The following is an 18218-nucleotide window of genomic DNA, read 5'->3' as shown; positions in this document are numbered from 1 at the left end:
CTCAGGCGGCGTCGGCCAGCTGCTCCGCCGGCTCTGGATCCTGCGCCGTTTCCGCCGGGGTGAATCCGTCATCGCCTCGGGGCCCGTCTCCCGCGGGCGCTGCGAGCCAGGCCGGCAGCTCCGCCCCCGTCGCGGCGCGGGGATCCGCCCCGTTCGGATCCTCGGCGCTCCCGCTCGTCTCCGGCGGAGGCGTGACCTCGCCGCGCGGGCTCGTCTCCGCGCCCAGTCGCTTCGTGAAGCTCGACACGCCCCAGCGCAGGTCGTGGCCGAAGGCGTCGGCCTCGATCTCCACATTGGTTCCCGACTTCTCGCCGGACGACCACCTCCTGATCCGCAGGCGCCCGCTCACGACCACCCGGTCGCCCTTCGCGAAGGAGCCGAGCGCGTGCTCTGCGAGTCCCCGGAACGAGGTGATCGTGTACCAGTTGGTCTCCCCGTCGACCCACTGTCCCTGTTCGCGGTCGAAACGCCGCTCGGTGCTCGCCACGCGGAAGGAGCAGAACGGCACCTGCGCGTTGCCGCGCGAGAACCTGGGCTCGGTGGCGACGGTGCCGACGATGCAGATGGGGGTGGACATGGAGGCCTCCTTCGTTGGGCCCTGGCGGGCCGTGGTCGGTGTGCGGGGAGCGGACGGCTCGTGCCGTGCGAGTGACGATCCGTCCGCTCGTTTCCAGGGTGAGTTCCGCGCGTCGATCACGGAAGCCCGAGAACCGGATATGTGGAGGAAACCCCCGAAGTGGCCATAGATGTCTCATTGTGAGCGAGGCACGCATCCAGGAGCGGATGCGTACACTGAGCGGGTGCGTGCAACTCCGTCAAGACCCCGCCGTCCGCTCCTCCGCGCCCTTGCGACGATCGGCATCGCGCTCCCGCTTCTGAGCGGTTGCAGCCTGATCCAGGGCGTGCTCGAAGGGCCCACTCCCGAGACGCCGAGCCGCGAGACCCCGCCTGCGCCAGAGGCCCCGCCGGAGTTCGTTCCGGGCGGCACGGCTGAGCAGAACCTGCCCTACTTCACCGAGGTCCTGCGCGCCTACGCCGCCTCGACCCAGCCGATCGAGGGTCAGCCCGTGGTGGACGCCGTCGCCGACGCCGGCTTCGACCGCGCTGCGATGCAGGTGAGTTTCGACCGCACGCAGACGGGGCTCGTGGCGGACAGCATCTACGTGTCGGTCCGGATCGGCGGCGACTGCCTCATCGGGCAGCTGGTGAGCGAAGACCGCAGCTTCGTGGCGCAGAACGAGCCGGCTGTCGGCCCGAACAAGGACATCTGCCTGATCGGGAAGACCCGTCCCATCGACTGGTGATCGCCGGGGCAGGCCCGGCTGAGCGGGCGGCCCGGACTGCGCGACGGAGCCCGCTTGCGGCGCGAGCGGCGGCGGTCCGCCGTCGGACGCGGGCGGTAGAGTGGGGGCGATCCGTTTTCAACCGTCCACTTCAGGGAGTCCGGGGCGCTGTCGCGCCCGAGAGAGCATATGGCTGAGTACATTTACCAGATGGTTCGCGCGCGCAAGGCGCACGGCGACAAGGTGATCCTCGACGACGTCACGATGGCGTTCCTGCCCGGGGCGAAGATCGGCGTCGTCGGCCCCAACGGCGCGGGAAAGTCCACGATCCTCAAGATCATGGCAGGGCTCGACACGCCGTCGAACGGCGAGGCGATCCTCACACCGGGGTACTCCGTCGGCATCCTCATGCAGGAGCCGGAACTCGATGAGGAGAAGACCGTCCTCGAGAACGTGCAGCAGGGCGTCGCGGGGATCAAGGGCAAGCTCGACCGCTTCAACGAGATCTCGGCCGAGATGGCGAACCCCGACGCGGACTACGACAAGCTGCTGCCCGAGATGGGCGAGCTGCAGGAGGCCATCGACGCCGTCGACGGCTGGGATCTCGACAACCAGCTCGAGCAGGCCATGGACGCGCTGCGCTGCCCGCCCTCCGACGCGGTGGTGAAGCACCTCTCGGGCGGCGAGAAGCGCCGCGTCGCGCTCTGCAAGCTGCTGCTCGAGAAGCCCGACCTGCTGCTGCTCGACGAGCCCACCAACCACCTGGACGCCGAGAGCGTGCTGTGGCTGGAGCAGCACCTCGCCAAGTATCCCGGCGCGGTGATGGCCGTCACCCACGACCGCTACTTCCTCGACCACGTCGCGACGTGGATCTGCGAGGTCGATCGCGGCCGTCTCTACCCCTACGAGGGCAACTACTCCACCTACCTGGAGCAGAAGGCCGCCCGCCTGGAGGTCCAGGGCAAGAAGGACGCGAAGCTGCAGAAGCGCCTCAAGGAGGAGCTGGAGTGGGTGCGCTCCAACGCGAAGGGCCGCCAGGCCAAGTCGAAGGCGCGTCTCGCGCGCTACGAGGAGATGGCGGCGGAGGCGGAGCGCACGCGCAAGCTCGACTTCGAGGAGATCCAGATCCCCGCGGGTCCCCGCCTGGGCAACCTCGTGCTGGAGGCGAAGGATCTGCAGAAGGGCTTCGACGGGCGCACGCTCATCGACGGGCTGTCGTTCTCGCTGCCGCGCAACGGCATCGTCGGCATCATCGGCCCCAACGGCGTCGGCAAGACGACCCTGTTCAAGACGATCGTCGGCCTGGAGCCGCTGGACGGCGGCGAGCTGAAGATCGGTGAGACCGTGCAGCTGAGCTACGTCGATCAGACGCGCGGCGGCATCGATCCGAAGAAGACCGTCTGGGAGGTCGTCTCCGACGGGCTCGACTACATCCAGGTGGGCAAGACGGAGATTCCGTCGCGCGCCTACGTGTCGACCTTCGGCTTCAAGGGACCGGATCAGCAGAAGCCCGCCGGGGTGCTCTCGGGCGGTGAGCGCAACCGGCTCAACCTCGCGCTCACGCTGAAGCAGGGCGGCAATGTGCTGCTGCTCGACGAGCCGACGAACGACCTCGACGTCGAGACGCTGACGAGCCTGGAGAACGCGCTGCTCGAGTTCCCGGGCTGCGCCGTGGTCATCACCCACGACCGGTGGTTCCTGGACCGCATCGCCACGCACATCCTCGCCTACGAGGGCACCGAGGAGAATCCGGCGAGCTGGTACTGGTTCGAGGGCAACTTCGAGGCCTACGAGGCGAACAAGATCGAGCGCCTCGGGCCCGATGCGGCGAAGCCCTCCCGGGTCGCCTACCGGAAGCTCACGCGGAACTGAGCCGCGACGGGGCGGCGCCCAGCGTCGCCCCCGCACGATGCCCGGCCCGCCCGGTTCGGCCGCGAGCGCGGCCGAACCGGGCGGCTCAGCCCATGAGAGAGGATGGTGCGATGGCGCGCACGCACGTCGATATCGAGCTCCGCTGGGGCGACCAGGATGCCTATGGGCACGTGAACAACGTGGCGTTCGCGCGGTTCCTGGAGGAAGCGCGCGTGCGCACCTTCTGGCTGGGCAGCGGGCGAGAGCGCACGGGCATGGAGCGGCACTTCCGCGGAGACGACCCCTCCGGCCCCAAGATGCTCGTCGCGAGTCAGCAGATCGAGTTCGTGAGCGTGCTCGAGTACGGCGAGCGGCCGATCACGGTGGAGTTGTGGGTCGCGAAACTGGGCGGATCCAGCCTCGAAGTGCACTACGAGATCATCGACGGAGGCGCGGCGGAGCGCAGCGTCGTCGCCCGGGCGGTCTCGCACATCGTGATCGTCGACGGCACGACGATGCGCCCGACGCGGCTCTCCGCCGAGGGCCGGGCCTCCGTGGAGTGGTGGATGGACGAGCCGGTCCGGCTCCGGCGCGCGTAGCGCAGGGGAGCGAGGCGGCGATGTCCGGCGGGACGTGGCCGCCGGGAGCACGTGGCACGGGGACGCCTCAGTCGCCGCCGGGGAGCCGGATCGTGCTCTCCTGCGAGACGCTGGCGACCAGCGCGCCGTCTCGGTCGTAGAAGCGTCCGTGCGCGAGCCCGCGACCGCCCTGCGCGGTGGGGGAGTCGAGCTCGTAGAGCAGCCACTCGTCGACGCGGAAGGGCCGGTGGAACCACATCGCGTGGTCCAGGCTCGAGCCGCGCAGGCCCGGCGTCGCCCACGGCACGCCGTGCCGGCGCAGCACGGGCTCCAGCAGCAGGTAGTCGCTCGCGAAGGCGAGCGCGGCCGCGTGCAGCCGCGGCGGCGCGTCGAAGCTGTCGCGGCTGCGCAGCCACACCCGCTGACGGCTGCTCGGCTCGGCCACGTCGAGGATGATGTCCGGCTCGATGTGCCTGATGTCGAAGGGCCGGTTCAGGACCCAGGAGGCGCGGCCGCCGCCCCCGGGCTCCGCCAGGTGGCCGTAGCGCTGCCACACGCTCGGCAGCGACTCGGGATCGGGCACCGGGCCGAGGTCCGTCCGCTCCTGGTGCTCCAGTCCCTCGTCGGAGGTCTGGAACGAGGAGATCAGCGACATGAGCACCTGACCTCCCTGATAGGCCTGCACGCGCCGGGTCGAGAAGGAGCGGCCGTCGTAGAGGCGTGCGACCTCGAAGGTCATCCGGTCCTGACTGTCGCCGGGGCGGAGGAAATAGCCGTGCATGGAGTGGATCTCGCGGTCCTCGGGGACCGTCGTTCCCGCCGCGGCGAGGGCCTGGCCGAGCACCTGGCCGCCGAAGGAGCGGCCGTGGGGGGTGGGGAAGGCCGGGCCGGTGAGGATGTCTTCGCGGGTGCGCGCGCCCGAGTCGAGCACCGACAGCATCGTGAGCAGATCGGGGGCGGCGGCGGTCATGGTTCCTCCAGGAGTCTGCGGCGGGGCGGGACGCTTTCAGTCTATGGCGGCGCCGCTCGGCGCCGAGGCGGCGGCGCGCAGCACGGAGCGCTCCGCCCCGGCGAGCTCTAAGCTGGTGTGGATGAATGCCACGCTGCCGCTCGCGGACCACGCGACTCGCGACGACCTGCGGATCTTCCTCGAACGCCTGCAGCGGGCCGGCCGCGAAGAGGTGCGCCTGACCGTGCGGGGGCGGGTGCTCGCCGTCTACGGTTGCACGCAGGCGCCGCGCGGGATCACGGACGAGCTGCCCGTGGTGCTGGTCATGCGCGGATTCGAGCTCGCGGAGGAGCCGGCTGTGCCGGTGGACGCGACGGTTCCGGCGCGCGCCCTGCTGGACCGCATCGCCCGGATGGGGCTCGTCGGTCTCGCGCTCGACGTGCCGGAGGCCTCGGGCATGGTGGCGTGGGCGGGCGTGCTGCCGCCGCTCTCCGGCTGGACCCCGGCGGGGACGGTGGACGCCGCCTCGCTCGCGGGGGTCGCGGCCGAGGGGATCGCGCGGGTCGCGGCGCAGTTGCCCGAGGATCCGGGGGAGGCGGTGGTGCACCGCGTGCGGGCGACGGTGTGGGGCGCCGAGGTCGCCCCGGGGCTGCCCGCCGCCGCCGCCTTCGCCGCCGAGTCGATGGGACTGCTCCGCGAGGATGAGCCGGTGCGCCTCGCGCGCTCGCTGACGTGGACGCGGCTCACCACCTCGCGGGGGCACGTGCTCGTCCGGTCCCTGCTGGGCTGATCCCTCTGGGAGGGGCGCCGGGTGCCCGGCGCCGTGCGCGACTCGGCACGTCTCAGCGGGATCCGGGATCGTCGGCTAGGATGGGTGGGTCAACTAGAGGAGTGTGTACATGGCCAACCCCAACGGCATCATCGACCCGCCCATCGACGATCTGCTCGAGAAGGTCGATTCGAAGTACGCCTTGGTGATCTTCGCCTCGCAGCGCGCTCGCCAGATCAATGACTACTACACGGATCTGCACGACGGCAACCTGTTCGACAATGTCGGCCCGCTGGTCGACTCGTCGGTCGACGACAAGCCGCTGTCGATCGCGCTGCACGAGATCGTCGAGGGCAAGCTGACGATGACGCGGCGGACGGATGCCGCAGCCGAGCTCGACGAGGCGAGCGAGGACGGCGTCGAGCTGTAATCTTCCGCTGCGCCCGCAGCCTTGTCGGTGGCGTCGGATACCCTGAATGGGGTCCGGCGCCACCGCCGTTTTCCGGCGGCGCCGCACCGCTAGCCCGCCTGTACCCCACACGCTAGGAGCCCCTGTGCCGCTGCGCCAGTTCACCTCGGAGTCCGTGACCGAGGGCCACCCCGACAAGATCTGCGACCGCATCTCCGACTCGATCCTCGACGCGATGCTCGAACAGGATCCGGGTGCGCGCGTCGCCGTCGAGACGCTCGTCACCACCGGCCTCGTGCACGTCGCCGGCGAGGTGTCGACGAGCGGCTACGTCGAGATCCCGCAGATCGTGCGCGACGCGGTGCGCGAGATCGGCTACACCAGTTCCGACATGGGCTTCGATGCCGCCTCCTGCGGCGTCTCGGTGTCGATCGGGCAGCAGTCGCCCGAGATCGCCGGCGGCGTCGACGCCTCGCTCGAGGTGCGCAGCGGCGAGATCGGGGAGGACGATGGACTGAGCGCGCAGGGTGCGGGCGATCAGGGCATCATGTTCGGCTTCGCCACCGACGAGACGCCCGAGCTGCACCCCCTGCCGAGCTGGATCGCGCACCGCATGGCCGAGCGGCTCACCGAGGTGCGCAAGAGCGGGGTGCTGCCGGAGTTGCGGCCGGACGGCAAGACGCAGGTGACGATCGGCTACGACGGAGACCGCGCGGTGAGCGTCGAAGCGGTCGTCGTCTCGACGCAGCACCGCGGCGACCTCACCCAGGCGGCGCTGCGCGACGCCGTGGAGCGCGAGGTCATCCGCCCCGTGCTCGACCGGGTGGAGCTGCGCAGCGATGACGCGCAGTTCTTCATCAATCCTGCCGGCCCCTTCGTGATCGGGGGGCCGATGGGCGATGCCGGCCTCACCGGCCGCAAGATCATCATCGACACCTACGGCGGCGCGAGCCGGCACGGCGGCGGCGCCTTCTCTGGCAAGGACCCCTCGAAGGTTGACCGTTCGGCCGCCTACGCCATGCGCTGGGTCGCCAAGCACGTCGTGCGCGCCGGGCTCGCGCGCCGCGCCGAGCTGCAGGTCGCCTACGCGATCGGCCGTGCCCACCCCGTAGGCCTCTACGTCGAGACCTTCGGCACCGAGGCCGTGCCGCTCGACCGCATCGAGCGCGCGGTGCGCGAGGTCTTCGACCTCCGTCCGCTCGCCATCATCCGGGACCTGGAACTGCTGCGCCCGATCTACGCGAAGACGAGCGCCTACGGTCACTTCGGCCGGGAGCTTCCCGAGTTCAGCTGGGAGGCGACCCCGCGTGTGGCCGAGCTGCGGGCGGCCGCGGGGCTCTAGTGAGCTGGGGCGGCGCCTACGAGCGGGCGGAGGGTGCGGCCGGCCGGCCGGTTGCGCGCATCCTGCTCGACTCCGCGCTGCCGCAGCTCGACCACCTCTTCGACTACGCGATCCCGCCCGAGCTGGCCGAGGAGGTGCGCATCGGGCAGCGCGTGCGGGTGCCCTTCCGCTCGCAGCAGCGCAAGAGCTTCGGCTACATCGTCGAGTTCGCCGAGCGCAGCGACTTCGGGGGTGAGCTCTCGCCCATCGCCGACCTCGTGACGCGCGTTCCGCTGCTCACCCCCGAGGTGTGGCGGCTGGCGCGAGCCGTCGCGGACCGGGCGGGCGGATCGGCGGGGGACATCCTGCGTCTCGCCATCCCCGCACGGCAGGTCCGGGTCGAGAAGCAGCACCTCGCGGCGGAGGCAGCGCGGCGGGACGAGACGCCCGGAGCGGCCCCGGGCGAAGCGGGTCGGGACGGTGCGACGCCGGATCCCTTCGCGGCGGAGCGGGAGATGGCGGCCGAGCTCGTGACGGGCGCCCGTCTCGCCTTCACCGCGTCTCACGGTCCCGAGCGGCTGCACACGGGGGAGTGGGTGGGCGGCTGGGCAGCGCGCCTCGCGCGGCTCGCGATCGCCGTGCACGATCTCGGCCGCAGCGCGATCCTGATCGCCCCCGACTATCGCGATCTCGACCAGCTGCGCGATGCGCTCGCCGCGCTGGGGCATCCCGGCATCGTGCGCGTGGACTCCCGGCAGTCGAACGCCGAGCGCTACGCCGGCTTTCTGCGCGCGCTCGACGCAGAACCGTGCATCGTGCTGGGCAACCGCTCCGCCGTCTACGCCCCCGCGCACCGCCTCGGTGCGATCATCGTGTGGGACGACGGCGACCCCGTGCTCGCAGAACCCCTCACCCCCTACGTGCACGCCCGCGACGCCGCGCTCATGCGCGCCGCGCAGAGCGCGGAGCGCGCGGAGCAGGAGAGCGCCGAGCCCGCCGGCCTGTTCTTCGCCGGGCACGCGCGCAGCGCGGAGGTGCAGCGGCTCATCGACCTCGGCTACGTGCGCGCGCATCAGAATCCGCCGCGCCGGGCGCGGGTGCGCCACGCCGACGCCTCGATCACGCCGGACGCCTTCGCCGGGCGGGTGCCGGAGTTCGCGGCGCGCACGATCCGCGGGGGCCTGCGCAGCGGTCCGGTCCTCGTGCAGGTGGCCACCCCCGGCTACGCGCCCGTCGCCGTGTGCGCCGACTGCGGCGACCCCGCCCGATGCCGCGCCTGCGGCGGCCCGCTCGGCTTCCGTACGGTGGGGCGTGCCTCCTGCCGCTGGTGCGGTGAGTACGCGGCGGGCTGGCGCTGCTCCTCATGCGACGGCGCGCGGCTGGAGGAGCGCGGCATGGGCTCCGCGCGAACCGTCGAGCAGTTCGAACGGCAGTTCGAGGGGGCGAGGGTCATTCTCAGCGACGGTGAGCACCCGCGCGAGCGCGTCGACGCACGCCCGGCGCTGATCGTCGCGACCCGCGGCGCCGAGCCGCTCGCGGCCGGGGGCTACCGTGCGGTCGTGCTGCTCGACGCAGAGCGTCTGCTCGGGATCGAGACCCTGCGCGCCGGGGAGGACTGCCTGCGCTGGTGGGAGAACGCCGCGGCGCTGACCGCCCCCGACGGGGTCTGCCTCATGGCATCCGGCGGCGGCCCGGTGGTGCAGGCCTTCGTGACGGGCCGCACCGAGGAGTGGCTGCGGGGGGAGCTGCGGGATCGCCGTGCGCTGCGCTATCCGCCCGCCGTCCGCGTGGCGAGCGTGAGCGGCGGCCCCGAAGAGGTCGACCGTGCGCTGCGGCAGCTGCAGGATCTCCCCGGCGTGGACCACCTCGGTCCGACGCCCGTGCCGGCCGGCGGTCCGAGTCGCGCGCCGGACGGCACGGTGCGCGCCATCGTGCGCTTCGACTACGCCCAGGGAGACGAGGTCGCGAGCCGCCTGCGCGGCGCCCTCGTCGCTGACGCGGCAGGGTCGCACGCGCGGACCAGGGCTCGCAGCGCCCCGGGCCGGGCGCGACCCGAGGCGCTGCGACTGCGCTTCGACGACCGCGGCGTCTTCGACGGCTGAGGCTCCGGCGCCGCCGCCCGGGATCCGGGCGCCGCTCGGGATCCGCGCGCCGCCCGGGATCCGGAGCCGCCGCTCAGGCCTCGCGCAGCCGCTCCGCGACGAAATCGACGTCCTTGTCACCGCGGCCCGAGAGATTTGCGATCACGACCGCGTCGGCCGGCAGCTCGGGCGCCAGCTTCATCACCTGGGCGATCGCGTGCGAGGACTCAAGCGCAGGGATGATGCCTTCCACCCGGGAGAGGGTCTGGAAGGCGTCGAGCGTCTCCGCGTCGGTCACGGAGAGGTACTCGACGCGCCCGAGCTGCTCCAGCTGCGCGTGCTGCGGCCCGACACCGGGATAGTCGAGTCCCGAGGCGATGGAGTGCACGGGGGAGGGCTCGCCGCCCTCCCCCTGCAGCACCTTCGTGCGCATGCCGTGCAGCGTGCCGGGGGTCCCGAGTGTCATGGTCGCCGCGTGACGGTCGCCCTCCAGTCCCTCGCCCGCGGGCTCCACGCCCACGATGCGCACCGACTCGTCCTCCAGGAACGCGTCGAACAGCCCGAGCGCGTTCGAGCCGCCGCCCACGGCCGCGACCAGCGCATCCGGCAGCCGGCCCTCGGTCTCCAGGATCTGCGCGCGGGCCTCGCGCCCCACGACCGACTGGAAATCGCGCACCATCGAAGGGTACGGGTGCGGACCCACCACCGAGCCGATCGCGAAGAAGTACTCCTCGGGGGCCGATGCGTAGACGGCGAAGGCCGAGTCCACGGCCTCCTTCAGTGAGCGCCCGCCCTCCTCGACCGGCACGACCTTCGCGCCGAGCAGCTCCATGCGCACCACATTGGGGTGCTGTTTCGCGACGTCGATGGCGCCCATGTGGATCTCGCACTCGAGGCCGACGAGCGCAGCGGCGGTCGCGAGTGCCACCCCGTGCTGGCCCGCGCCCGTCTCGGCGATCAGCCGCGTCTTCCCCATGCGCTTCGCGAGCAGCGCCTCACCCAGGCAGTGGTTGACCTTGTGCGCGCCCGTGTGGTTCAGATCCTCACGCTTCAGGTAGACCTTCGCGCCGCCCAGCTCGCGGCTCAGGTTCTCGGCGAAGTAGAGCAGCGAGGGGCGCCCCACGTACTTGGCGAGCAGCGACTGGAACTGCTCCTGGAACCCGGGATCCTGCGAGGCGGCGTCGTAGGCGACCGCGACCTCGGCGATCGGGCCCGCGAGGAACGGCGGCAGCTCGGCGCCGCCGAACTCGCCGAAGAACCCGTCCGCATCGGCGCGGTAGACGGAGGGGGCGTCGGTGTGTGACATGTCGTGCTTCCTTTGCTTCGGTGCTGCATTGCGCCGTTCGCAGACGAAAAAACACCGCCTGTGAACAGGCGGTGTGGGTGCATGCGTGCGCGTGCGGGGCCGCCCTCAGGCGGTCCACCACTGCTTCGCGAGACGCATGTCGGCGAGTGTAGCAGCCGGACGGGGTGCGAGAATAGCTGGATGCGGATCGTCTTTGCCGGAACCCCCGAGTTCGCCGTCCCGAGCCTGCGCGCCCTGCTGCGCGAGGGCCACGAGGTGGTGGGGGTGATCACCCGCGAGGACGCGCCGCTCGGGCGCAAGCGCGTGCTCACCCCCTCCCCGGTCGCTCGCGTCGCCGAGGAGCTGGGCCTTCCCGTGCTTCGCGCCAACAGGCTCGACGAGGCGGCGACGGAGTGGGTGCGGGATCGCGAACCGGAGCTGGGCGTCATCGTCGCCTACGGCGGGCTCGTGCGCGAGCCGCTGCTCAGCCTGCCGAAGCTCGGCTGGATCAATCTGCACTTCTCGGAGCTGCCGCGCTGGCGCGGCGCCGCGCCCGTGCAGCGCGCGCTGCAGGCCGGGGAGCAGCGACTGGGGGTGACGGTCTTCCGGCTCGTGGCCGAGCTCGATGCGGGCGCGGTGCTCAGCCGGGACGCCAGGGTGTTCGCCCCGGGTACGCCCGCGGGGGAGGCGCTCGGCGCGCTCGCCGAGTTCGGCACCGGCGCGCTCCTCTCTGCGGTCGAGGCGCTCGCCGCCGATCCGGCGGCCGGAGAACCGCAGCGCGGCGAGCCGAGCTATGCGCAGAAACTCAGCCGCGAGGACGGCCGCCTGGACCTGAACCGGCCCGCCTCGGAGCTGCTCGCGCACTGGAGCGGCGTGACGCCCGAACCGGGGGCGTTCGCGCTGCACGAGGAACAGGCACTGAAGCTGCACGAGCTGCGCGACGCGGGCCCGGAGGCTGCGGCGCCGAGCGCCGCGGACGCGGGTGCCGTCGAGCTGCTGGGCGGAGCGGCGATCCTGCGTCTCGCCGACGGCGGTCTGGAACTCGTGCGCGTGCAGCCCGCGGGCAAGGCCGCGATGGACGGTGCTGCGTGGTTGCGCGGACGCGGCGGACGGGCGGTGCTGCGGTGAGCGGGGAGCCGGGCGGCCGGGACCGCTCGCGGGATCGTGAGCACGGCCGCTCCGGGGGAGCCGGCCGCGGCTCGCGTGGGCAGCGAGCGCGCTCACCTCAGCGCCCGGAGCGCGGGGCGCGCCCGCAGCGGGCGAGCATCTCGCCCGCGCGACTCGTCGCCTACGACGTGCTGCGCGATGTGGAGGACCGTGAAGCCTACGCGAACCTGGCGCTCGCCTCCCGCATCCGCGAGGCCCGCCTCGACGGCCGCGACGCCGCGCTCGCCACCGAGCTCGCGGCCGGGGCGCTGCGCGGACGGGGCCGCTACGACCGCATCATCGAGCTCTCGGCGGGGCGTGACGCAGCCGAGATCGACCCGCGCACGCTCAATGTGCTGCGCCTCGGCGTCCACCAGCTGCTCGGCATGCGCACCGCCGCGCACGCCGCGGTCAACGAGAGCGTCGAGCTGCAGCGGCGCGTGGGACGTGCGAACGCGGCGGGTTTCGTGAACGGGGTACTGCGCGCGATCGGGCGCTCCTCGAACGAGGAGTGGGACCGCCGGATCGCCGAGCGTGCGCGCAGCGAAGACGATGCGCTCGCCGCGATCACCTCGCACCCGAGCTGGGTGCTGCGCGCGCTGCGCGACGCGCTCCGTGCCGAGGGGCGCGAGGGCGAGCTCGCCGAGCTGCTGGCCGCCGACAACCGGCCGCCGCGGGTCAGTATCGCGCTGCTGCCGGGAGCCGGGGTCGACCCCGAGACGCTCGCCGCTGGGAGCGCCGCGGACGAGGCGTACCCGGCGCTGTCCGCGACGGGCCCCTCGCCGCTCGGCCTCGAGCTCTCCGGCGGCGACCCGGCACGGGTGCTCGCCCGCGTGGGCGTGCCCGAGGGTCTCGCACGGGTGCAGGATCAGGGCTCGCAGCTCGCCGCCCTCGCGCTCACCCGTCTCAGGCCAGTGAGCCCGGGGGAGCGCTGGCTCGACCTGTGCGCCGGGCCGGGAGGCAAGACCGCGGTGCTCGGTGCGGAGGCGCTGCGGGGCGGTGCGACGGTGCGCGCGAACGAGGTGTCGGCGCACCGTGCGGAGCTGGTGCGTCGCTCGGTCGCCGCGGTCGCGGAGGCGGTCGAGGTGGTCTCGCACGACGGCCGCGACGCGGCGGCGTTCGGTGACCGTGGGGCCGTGTTCGACCGGATCCTGGTCGACGCGCCGTGCTCGGGTCTCGGCGCGCTGCGGCGGCGCCCCGAAGCGCGGTGGCGCAAGCGCCCCGCGGACCTGCCCGAGCTGACCGCCCTGCAGGCCGAACTGCTCGACGCGGCCGCCGAGCGCCTCGCCCCGGGCGGGGTGCTCGCCTATGTGACCTGCTCGCCTCACCTCGCCGAGACGCGGGTGATCGTCGATCGGCTGCTGCGTCGCCGGCCGGAGCTGCGCGAGCTGGACGCGAAGGCGGCCGTGCGGGGCGTCGCCCGCGGGGGCGACGCGCTCGACCTCGCCGGGAGTGCGCCGAGCGCGCAGCTCTGGCCGCACCGACACGGCACCGACGCCATGTTCATCGCCCTGCTGCAGCGCGAGGCCTGAGCTCCTCCGCTGCCGCCGCGCGAGCCGATGGGATCCGGCCCCCGGAATGCGCAACGCCCCCGAGAGCGGCCGAAACCGACCGCCCCGGGGGCGTTGCGCCTCGCGGCTACTGCCAGGTCACCGTCGGCTTGTCCTCGGAGAAGTCGACGTAGGGCTTCAGCAGATCGCCGCCGAACATCAGCTCGCCGCTGACACGCTGACCATCCTTGTCGGCCTCGATGGAGGTCGAGATGCGGATGTAGTCGCTGGAGGTCACCAGCGTCGGGTTGTCGTAGTCGGTGCGCGGCTTCAGCGACTTCAGCGCCGCATCGCCCTCGGGGGTGAGGGTGCGCTTGGCCGTGTCGGCCACCGGGATCGAGCCGTCGCTCAGCTCCGACGACACGTCGAGCCCGCACGGGGTCGTGAGCGCGGTGGACGCGAGGCACTCCTCCAGCGAGGCGCGGACCAGCTCGCGGAAGGTCTGGGTCGCCTCCTCGGTGAGCGTCGGCTGCACGTCGTACAGGCTCGTGATGTCGTTCTGGTCGGCGATCACGAACACCTTGTCGTCGCTGTCGAGCTCGAACGCCTCGGCGCCCAGCTCGAATTCGTAGGCACCGGGGAAGAAGGTGACGCGGTCACCGCCGGCCTCGACGCCGTTGATCTGCAGATCGAGTCCGTCGAAGGCCGAGAGCGAGGTGCTGAGCACCGCGTCGGAGAGCTGCCAGCCGCTGCTGTAGGAGTTGTAGACGCGGAAATCACGGGCCACCGAGGTGTCGCCGAGATCGAAGGTGGCGGACACGACGGCGTCGTAGTCGCTCTCCGAAGACGGCTCCTCGTCGACCGAGATGTTGGTGATCGGAGCGAGCTCGTTCGATCGCGCGAGCACCTCATCGCTCAGCAGGCGGTCGGAGGTGCTCCCCCCGGCGAGCTTGCGCGCCGTGGTCGCATCGCCGTCGGCGAGCGCCTGGAGGTACTCCTCGACGGCGGCGGAGGGGGTCTTCGCGGAGCTCTGCTCGGAGTCGCTGCCCGACGCCGAGCCCGCGGGCGACCGGCCGAGCGCCGAGCTCACGAAGAAGACGCCGCCGACGATGAGCAGCAGGAGGACCACCGCGCCGGCGATGATGCCGATGAGCGCGCCGGTGGGGAGTCCCCGCTTGCCCTGGGGGCTGCCGGGACCGGCGGGGCCGCCGGGGCCGGCCGGGCCGCCGGGGCCCTGCGGTCCGCCGGTGTATGCGCCCTGCTCGTAGGGCGCCTGCTGCCCGTAGTGCTGAGCCTCGCCGTAGCCCTGCGGTGCCTGCGGCTCGCCGGGGCCCTGTGCGGCGTACTGCTGCGGCTCGCCGGGCGCCTGCGACTGCGCGCCGTATCCGCCGTATCCGCCATAGCCCTGCGTCGATCCCTCCGGCTGAGCGGGGGCATGGGCCTGCTCGAAGGCCTCCGCCTGCTGGGTCTGGGCTGCAGGATCCTGCTGCGGCGCATAACCGAGCGGCTCGACCGGCTGCTGCGGGGGCTGGAAGTCTGCGGGCTGCTGGAAGTCCGCGGGCTGCTGGATGCCCGGCGGCGGTGCGAGCCCGGGGGACGGTGCGAGGCCGGCGGGGGGCTCCGAGGTGGGCTCGGGCTCCGACGCCTGAAGCTCAGGCGTCCCTGGCGCGTCCTGCTCGGGGAGACCCGGCGTCGACGCGCCGGGGCTCGTCGCGTCGGGTTCGGGCTGCTGCGGGTGCTCACGCGAATCGCTCATAACTAATACTCTATGTGTTTTCGGACTCAATCCGGTGATGCGGCGGTGGATCCGATCCGCCCGCCGCGTCCGACACCGTAGGCTGGTTCGGTGACCGTGCAGCGCATCAACCCGAGCATCCTGTCCGCCGACTTCGTCAACCTGCAGGCCGAACTCGACGCCATCGCGTCCGCGGACCTCGTCCACGTCGACGTCATGGACAACCACTTCGTCCCCAATCTCACCATGGGACCGCCCATCGTCGAGCGCATCCAGGCCGTCTCGCCGGTGCCGCTCGACGTCCATCTCATGATCTCCGACGCCGATCGCTGGGCGCCCGGCTACGCCGAACTCGGCGCCTTCTCGGTCACCTTCCACGCCGAAGCGGCCGCAGATCCGGTCGCACTCGCCCGCCGGCTGCGGCAGATCGGCGCGCGGGCGGGCATCGCGCTCAAGCCGGGCACCGATCCCGAACCCTATCTCGAGCTGCTGCCGGAGTTCGATCAGGTGCTCGTCATGACCGTGGAACCGGGGTTCGGCGGGCAGTCGTTCATGCCCCAGACGATGCCCAAGCTGCGGCGCTTCGCCGAGGCGAGAGCACGGCTCGGGATCGACGTGTGGCTGCAGGTCGACGGCGGGATCTCGGTCGACACGATCGGGATCGCCGCCGAGGCGGGCGCCGACACCTTCGTCGCAGGCTCCGCGGTCTACGGGGGAGTGCCGGAGGAACGGATCGCCGAATTGCGCGCCGCCGCGGCCGCACACCGGCACTGAGCCCGTCGCGGGACACGGTAGTGTAGTCACGTGAAATCGTTCGATGAGCTGTTCGCCGAGCTCGGTGAGAAGGCCGCCACGCGCCCCGAGGGCAGCGACACCGTCGCGCGCCTCGACGCCGGGGTCCACGCCATCGGCAAGAAGATCGTCGAAGAGGCCGCCGAGGTGTGGATGGCCGCCGAGTACGAGAGCGACGAGGCCTGCGCCGAGGAGATCAGCCAGCTGCTCTACCACCTCCAGGTGCTCATGCTCGCCAAGGGCCTGTCTCTCCGCGACGTCTACGCGCATCTGTAGCATCTGCGCCCGGGTCGTCCCGCGCTCAGATGCTCGCCGCTGACCTCATCACCACGGCCGGCGCACCGCCGGCCGACACGGAAGGATTCACCCCACATGCTGCGCATCGCCGTCCCCAACAAGGGATCGCTGTCCGAGGTCGCCGCCGAGATGCTCGCCGAAGCGGGCTACTCGGGCCGCCGCGACTCCCGCCAGCTCGTCCACACCGACACCCGGAACGGTGTCGAGTTCTTCTATCTGCGTCCCCGCGACATCGCCACCTATGTGGGCTCGGGCGCCCTGCACGTCGGCATCACCGGCCGCGACCTGCTCCTCGATTCCGGATCCGGGGCCGAGGAGATCGCCCCTCTCGACTTCGCCGATTCGACCTTCCGCTTCGCGTCCCCCGCCGGCGGCGAGATCACCGACATCGCCCACCTCGCCGGCAAGCGGGTGGCCACCAGCTATCCGAAGCTCGTCGACGACTTCCTGCTCGAGCGGGGCGTCCGGTCCGAGCTCGTGAAACTCGACGGGGCCGTGGAGTCGGCGGTGCAGCTCGGCGTCGCCGACGCGGTCGCCGACGTCGTCTCGACGGGGGCGACGCTCCGGGCGGCCGGGCTCGACATCTTCGGACCGGTGATCCTGCAGTCCACCGCGCTGCTCATCGGGGGCCCCAGCCCGCACCCCGGCAGCGACCGCCTGCTGCGCCGCCTCAAGGGAGTGCTCGTCGCCCGCAAGTACGCGATCCTCGAATACGACCTCCCCGCCGAGAAGATCGAGGAGGCGAGCGCGATCGCGAGCGGGATCGAGGCCCCCACCGTCTCCCCGCTGCACCGTGACGGCTGGGTGGCCGTGCGCGTGATGGTGCGCCGCGACGACGCGAACGAGGTGATGGATCGCCTCTACGACATCGGCGCGAAGGGGATCTTCGTCACCCAGGTCCACGCGGCACGGTTCTGAGGCCGGCGGCATGGCTATCGCGACACGCGTGATCCCCTGCCTCGACGTCGCCGGCGGGCGCGTCGTCAAGGGCGTCAACTTCCTCAACCTGCGCGACGCCGGGGACCCCGTCGAGCTCGCCGCGAACTATGCCGCGCAGGGCGCCGACGAGCTCACCTTCCTCGACGTCACCGCGACGGTCGATGACCGCTCCACCACCTACGAGGTGGTGCGGCGCACCGCGGAGCAGGTGTTCATCCCGCTCACGGTGGGCGGCGGCGTGCGCGAGGTCGGCGACGTGGCCCGCCTGCTGGAGGTCGGCGCCGACAAGGTCGGGATCAACAGCGGCGCGATCGCGCGCCCGGCGGTGATCGGCGAGATCGCGGATCGATTCGGATCGCAGGTGCTGGTGCTGTCGCTCGACGTGAAGCGCTCGCCGCGCACGCCGTCGGGCTTCGTGGTCACCACGCACGGCGGCAAGCGCGAGACCGATCTCGACGCCCTGGCCTGGTGCCGGGAGGCGGTCGACCGGGGCGCGGGGGAGCTGCTCGTCAACTCCATGGACGCGGACGGCACGCTCGCCGGCTTCGACCTGGAGCTCACCCGCGCCGTGCGGCAGCTCGCCCAGGTGCCCGTGATCGCCTCGGGCGGCGCCGGCAGGCTGGAGCACTTCGCCCCGGCGGTCGAGGCGGGCGCGGACGCGGTGCTGGCGGCGTCGATCTTCCACGACGGCACCTTCACGGTCGGCCAGGTGAAGCGCGCACTCGCCGAGGCCGGGCACACCGTGCGGATGACAGGAACCGAGGCATGACCCAGCACCGCGATCCCGTGCCCGAGGCGCTGGTCTTCAACGCCGACGGCCTGCTGCCGGCGATCATCCAGGACGACGAGTCGGGCGAGGTGCTGATGCTCGCGTGGATGGACCGCGAGGCGGTGCGTCGCACGCTCACCTCGGGGCGGGTGACGTTCTGGTCGCGTTCGCGCGGCGAGTACTGGCGGAAGGGCGACACCTCGGGCCACCGCCAGTACGTGCGCTCGGTCGCGATGGACTGCGACGGCGACACGCTGCTCGTGCGCGTGGTGCAGCTCGGCGCGGCCTGCCACACCGGCACCCGCAGCTGCTTCACCGAGCGCGAGATCGCCGCCCTCGTCGGTGACCCCTCCGCCCCGGAGGAGTAGCCCGCTCCGTCCGTCCGCTCCGTTCCTCCACGTCCCGAGTCCGCACGCTTCCGCCGAGAATGCAGGTTTCTGCGAAACCGGAAGGTGCGGACTCGGCGGAACCGTGCGGACTCGGGATCAGGGGTGCGCGCGAGTGCGCGCGCGCCGCAGGGGTAG

18 protein-coding genes are annotated in these 18218 nt (G+C 72.2%); 14 read left to right on the top strand and 4 right to left on the bottom strand.

The genetic code is table 11. The features are described 5' to 3' along the window. Window position 1: 1 nt before the first annotated feature. The gene (ssb, locus tag B4915_RS04885; RefSeq protein WP_105804714.1) at window positions 2–577 is read right to left on the bottom strand and encodes a single-stranded DNA-binding protein; all 576 of its coding nucleotides are present in this window, start codon (window positions 575–577) and stop codon (window positions 2–4) included. Between the two features lie 223 nt (window positions 578–800). Between ssb and B4915_RS04880 the strand changes: the two genes are divergently transcribed. The 3 genes from B4915_RS04880 (at window position 801) to B4915_RS04870 (ending at window position 3733) form a co-directional block, all read left to right on the top strand. Then, entirely contained in the window at window positions 801–1304 is a 504-nt protein-coding gene (locus B4915_RS04880; protein WP_105804713.1) for a DUF6993 domain-containing protein, read from the top strand. A gap of 168 nt (window positions 1305–1472) precedes the next feature. Beyond that, complete coding sequence (ettA, locus tag B4915_RS04875; protein ID WP_105804712.1) at window positions 1473–3155, top strand: energy-dependent translational throttle protein EttA; 1683 nt, start codon at window positions 1473–1475, stop codon at window positions 3153–3155. Between the two features lie 110 nt (window positions 3156–3265). Continuing rightward, on the top strand, window positions 3266–3733 hold the full coding sequence (locus tag B4915_RS04870) for an acyl-CoA thioesterase (protein WP_105804711.1): 468 nt from the start codon (window positions 3266–3268) through the stop codon (window positions 3731–3733). Between the two features lie 67 nt (window positions 3734–3800). Here B4915_RS04870 and B4915_RS04865 read toward each other — a convergent pair whose 3' ends face one another. Next, window positions 3801–4682, bottom strand: coding sequence for an acyl-CoA thioesterase (locus tag B4915_RS04865; RefSeq protein ID WP_105804710.1), 882 nt, complete (start codon window positions 4680–4682; stop codon window positions 3801–3803). Window positions 4683–4803: 121 nt separating this feature from the next. Here B4915_RS04865 and B4915_RS04860 point away from each other — a divergent pair, with 121 nt between their 5' ends. The 4 genes from B4915_RS04860 to B4915_RS04845 all read left to right on the top strand — a co-directional run bounded on the left by B4915_RS04860 (window position 4804) and on the right by B4915_RS04845 (window position 9262). After that, complete coding sequence (locus B4915_RS04860) at window positions 4804–5451, top strand: DUF8185 domain-containing protein (protein ID WP_105804817.1); 648 nt, start codon at window positions 4804–4806, stop codon at window positions 5449–5451. Between the two features lie 109 nt (window positions 5452–5560). Further along, complete coding sequence (gene rpoZ, locus B4915_RS04855; RefSeq protein WP_105804709.1) at window positions 5561–5860, top strand: DNA-directed RNA polymerase subunit omega; 300 nt, start codon at window positions 5561–5563, stop codon at window positions 5858–5860. Window positions 5861–5984: 124 nt separating this feature from the next. Next, the gene (gene metK / locus B4915_RS04850; RefSeq protein WP_105804708.1) at window positions 5985–7181 is read left to right on the top strand and encodes a methionine adenosyltransferase; all 1197 of its coding nucleotides are present in this window, start codon (window positions 5985–5987) and stop codon (window positions 7179–7181) included. Continuing rightward, window positions 7181–9262: a primosomal protein N' family DNA-binding protein gene (locus B4915_RS04845; RefSeq protein ID WP_105804707.1), complete on the top strand. Its 2082-nt coding sequence runs from the start codon at window positions 7181–7183 to the stop codon at window positions 9260–9262. Before metK ends, B4915_RS04845 begins: the two co-directional genes overlap by 1 nt. 73 nt (window positions 9263–9335) lie before the next feature. On the opposite strand, the gene trpB is transcribed toward B4915_RS04845, so the two are convergent. After that, window positions 9336–10547, bottom strand: a complete 1212-nt coding sequence (trpB, locus tag B4915_RS04840; protein ID WP_105804706.1) for a tryptophan synthase subunit beta — start codon at window positions 10545–10547, stop codon at window positions 9336–9338. Between the two features lie 180 nt (window positions 10548–10727). Between trpB and B4915_RS04835 the strand changes: the two genes are divergently transcribed. Both B4915_RS04835 and B4915_RS04830 read left to right on the top strand, forming a co-directional pair. Continuing rightward, complete coding sequence (locus tag B4915_RS04835) at window positions 10728–11654, top strand: methionyl-tRNA formyltransferase (RefSeq protein ID WP_105804705.1); 927 nt, start codon at window positions 10728–10730, stop codon at window positions 11652–11654. Next, window positions 11651–13204: an RsmB/NOP family class I SAM-dependent RNA methyltransferase gene (locus tag B4915_RS04830; RefSeq protein ID WP_425436312.1), complete on the top strand. Its 1554-nt coding sequence runs from the start codon at window positions 11651–11653 to the stop codon at window positions 13202–13204. Before B4915_RS04835 ends, B4915_RS04830 begins: the two co-directional genes overlap by 4 nt. Window positions 13205–13310: 106 nt before the next feature. On the opposite strand, the gene B4915_RS04825 is transcribed toward B4915_RS04830, so the two are convergent. Further along, on the bottom strand, window positions 13311–14918 hold the full coding sequence (locus tag B4915_RS04825) for a hypothetical protein (RefSeq protein WP_105804704.1): 1608 nt from the start codon (window positions 14916–14918) through the stop codon (window positions 13311–13313). 90 nt (window positions 14919–15008) lie between these two features. On the opposite strand from B4915_RS04825, the gene rpe reads away from it, so the two are divergent. The 5 genes from rpe (at window position 15009) to hisI (ending at window position 18062) form a co-directional block, all read left to right on the top strand. Then, window positions 15009–15671: a ribulose-phosphate 3-epimerase gene (rpe, locus tag B4915_RS04820; protein WP_105804703.1), complete on the top strand. Its 663-nt coding sequence runs from the start codon at window positions 15009–15011 to the stop codon at window positions 15669–15671. A 30-nt stretch (window positions 15672–15701) separates the two neighbouring features. Further along, on the top strand, window positions 15702–15965 hold the full coding sequence (locus B4915_RS04815; protein WP_105804702.1) for a phosphoribosyl-ATP diphosphatase: 264 nt from the start codon (window positions 15702–15704) through the stop codon (window positions 15963–15965). Between the two features lie 96 nt (window positions 15966–16061). Beyond that, window positions 16062–16904, top strand: a complete 843-nt coding sequence (gene hisG / locus B4915_RS04810) for an ATP phosphoribosyltransferase (protein ID WP_105804701.1) — start codon at window positions 16062–16064, stop codon at window positions 16902–16904. A 10-nt stretch (window positions 16905–16914) separates the two neighbouring features. Then, a complete protein-coding gene (hisF, locus tag B4915_RS04805; protein WP_105804700.1) occupies window positions 16915–17694 on the top strand; it encodes an imidazole glycerol phosphate synthase subunit HisF in 780 nt (259 codons plus the stop codon). After that, window positions 17691–18062, top strand: coding sequence for a phosphoribosyl-AMP cyclohydrolase (gene hisI / locus B4915_RS04800; RefSeq protein ID WP_105804699.1), 372 nt, complete (start codon window positions 17691–17693; stop codon window positions 18060–18062). Before hisF ends, hisI begins: the two co-directional genes overlap by 4 nt. The last annotated feature ends 156 nt before the right edge of the window (window positions 18063–18218 follow it).

The organism is Leucobacter massiliensis (assembly GCF_002982315.1).
GTDB lineage: Bacteria > Actinomycetota > Actinomycetes > Actinomycetales > Microbacteriaceae > Leucobacter > Leucobacter massiliensis.
The sequence above is the reverse complement of the archived record's forward strand: the minus strand, read 5'-3'. Positions and strand labels throughout refer to the sequence as shown.

Coding starts and splice junctions, on each gene's coding strand:
- hisF (WP_105804700.1), top strand. CDS start 16,915: ATGGCTATCGCGACACGCGTGATCCCCTGCCTCGACGTCGCCGGCGGG.
- ettA (WP_105804712.1), top strand. CDS start 1,473: ATGGCTGAGTACATTTACCAGATGGTTCGCGCGCGCAAGGCGCACGGC.
- rpoZ (WP_105804709.1), top strand. CDS start 5,561: ATGGCCAACCCCAACGGCATCATCGACCCGCCCATCGACGATCTGCTC.
- B4915_RS04870 (WP_105804711.1), top strand. CDS start 3,266: ATGGCGCGCACGCACGTCGATATCGAGCTCCGCTGGGGCGACCAGGAT.
- trpB (WP_105804706.1), bottom strand. CDS start 10,547: ATGTCACACACCGACGCCCCCTCCGTCTACCGCGCCGATGCGGACGGG.
- ssb (WP_105804714.1), bottom strand. CDS start 577: ATGTCCACCCCCATCTGCATCGTCGGCACCGTCGCCACCGAGCCCAGG.
- B4915_RS04865 (WP_105804710.1), bottom strand. CDS start 4,682: ATGACCGCCGCCGCCCCCGATCTGCTCACGATGCTGTCGGTGCTCGAC.
- hisI (WP_105804699.1), top strand. CDS start 17,691: ATGACCCAGCACCGCGATCCCGTGCCCGAGGCGCTGGTCTTCAACGCC.
- B4915_RS04825 (WP_105804704.1), bottom strand. CDS start 14,918: ATGAGCGATTCGCGTGAGCACCCGCAGCAGCCCGAACCCGACGCGACG.
- hisG (WP_105804701.1), top strand. CDS start 16,062: ATGCTGCGCATCGCCGTCCCCAACAAGGGATCGCTGTCCGAGGTCGCC.
- B4915_RS04835 (WP_105804705.1), top strand. CDS start 10,728: ATGCGGATCGTCTTTGCCGGAACCCCCGAGTTCGCCGTCCCGAGCCTG.
- B4915_RS04860 (WP_105804817.1), top strand. CDS start 4,804: ATGAATGCCACGCTGCCGCTCGCGGACCACGCGACTCGCGACGACCTG.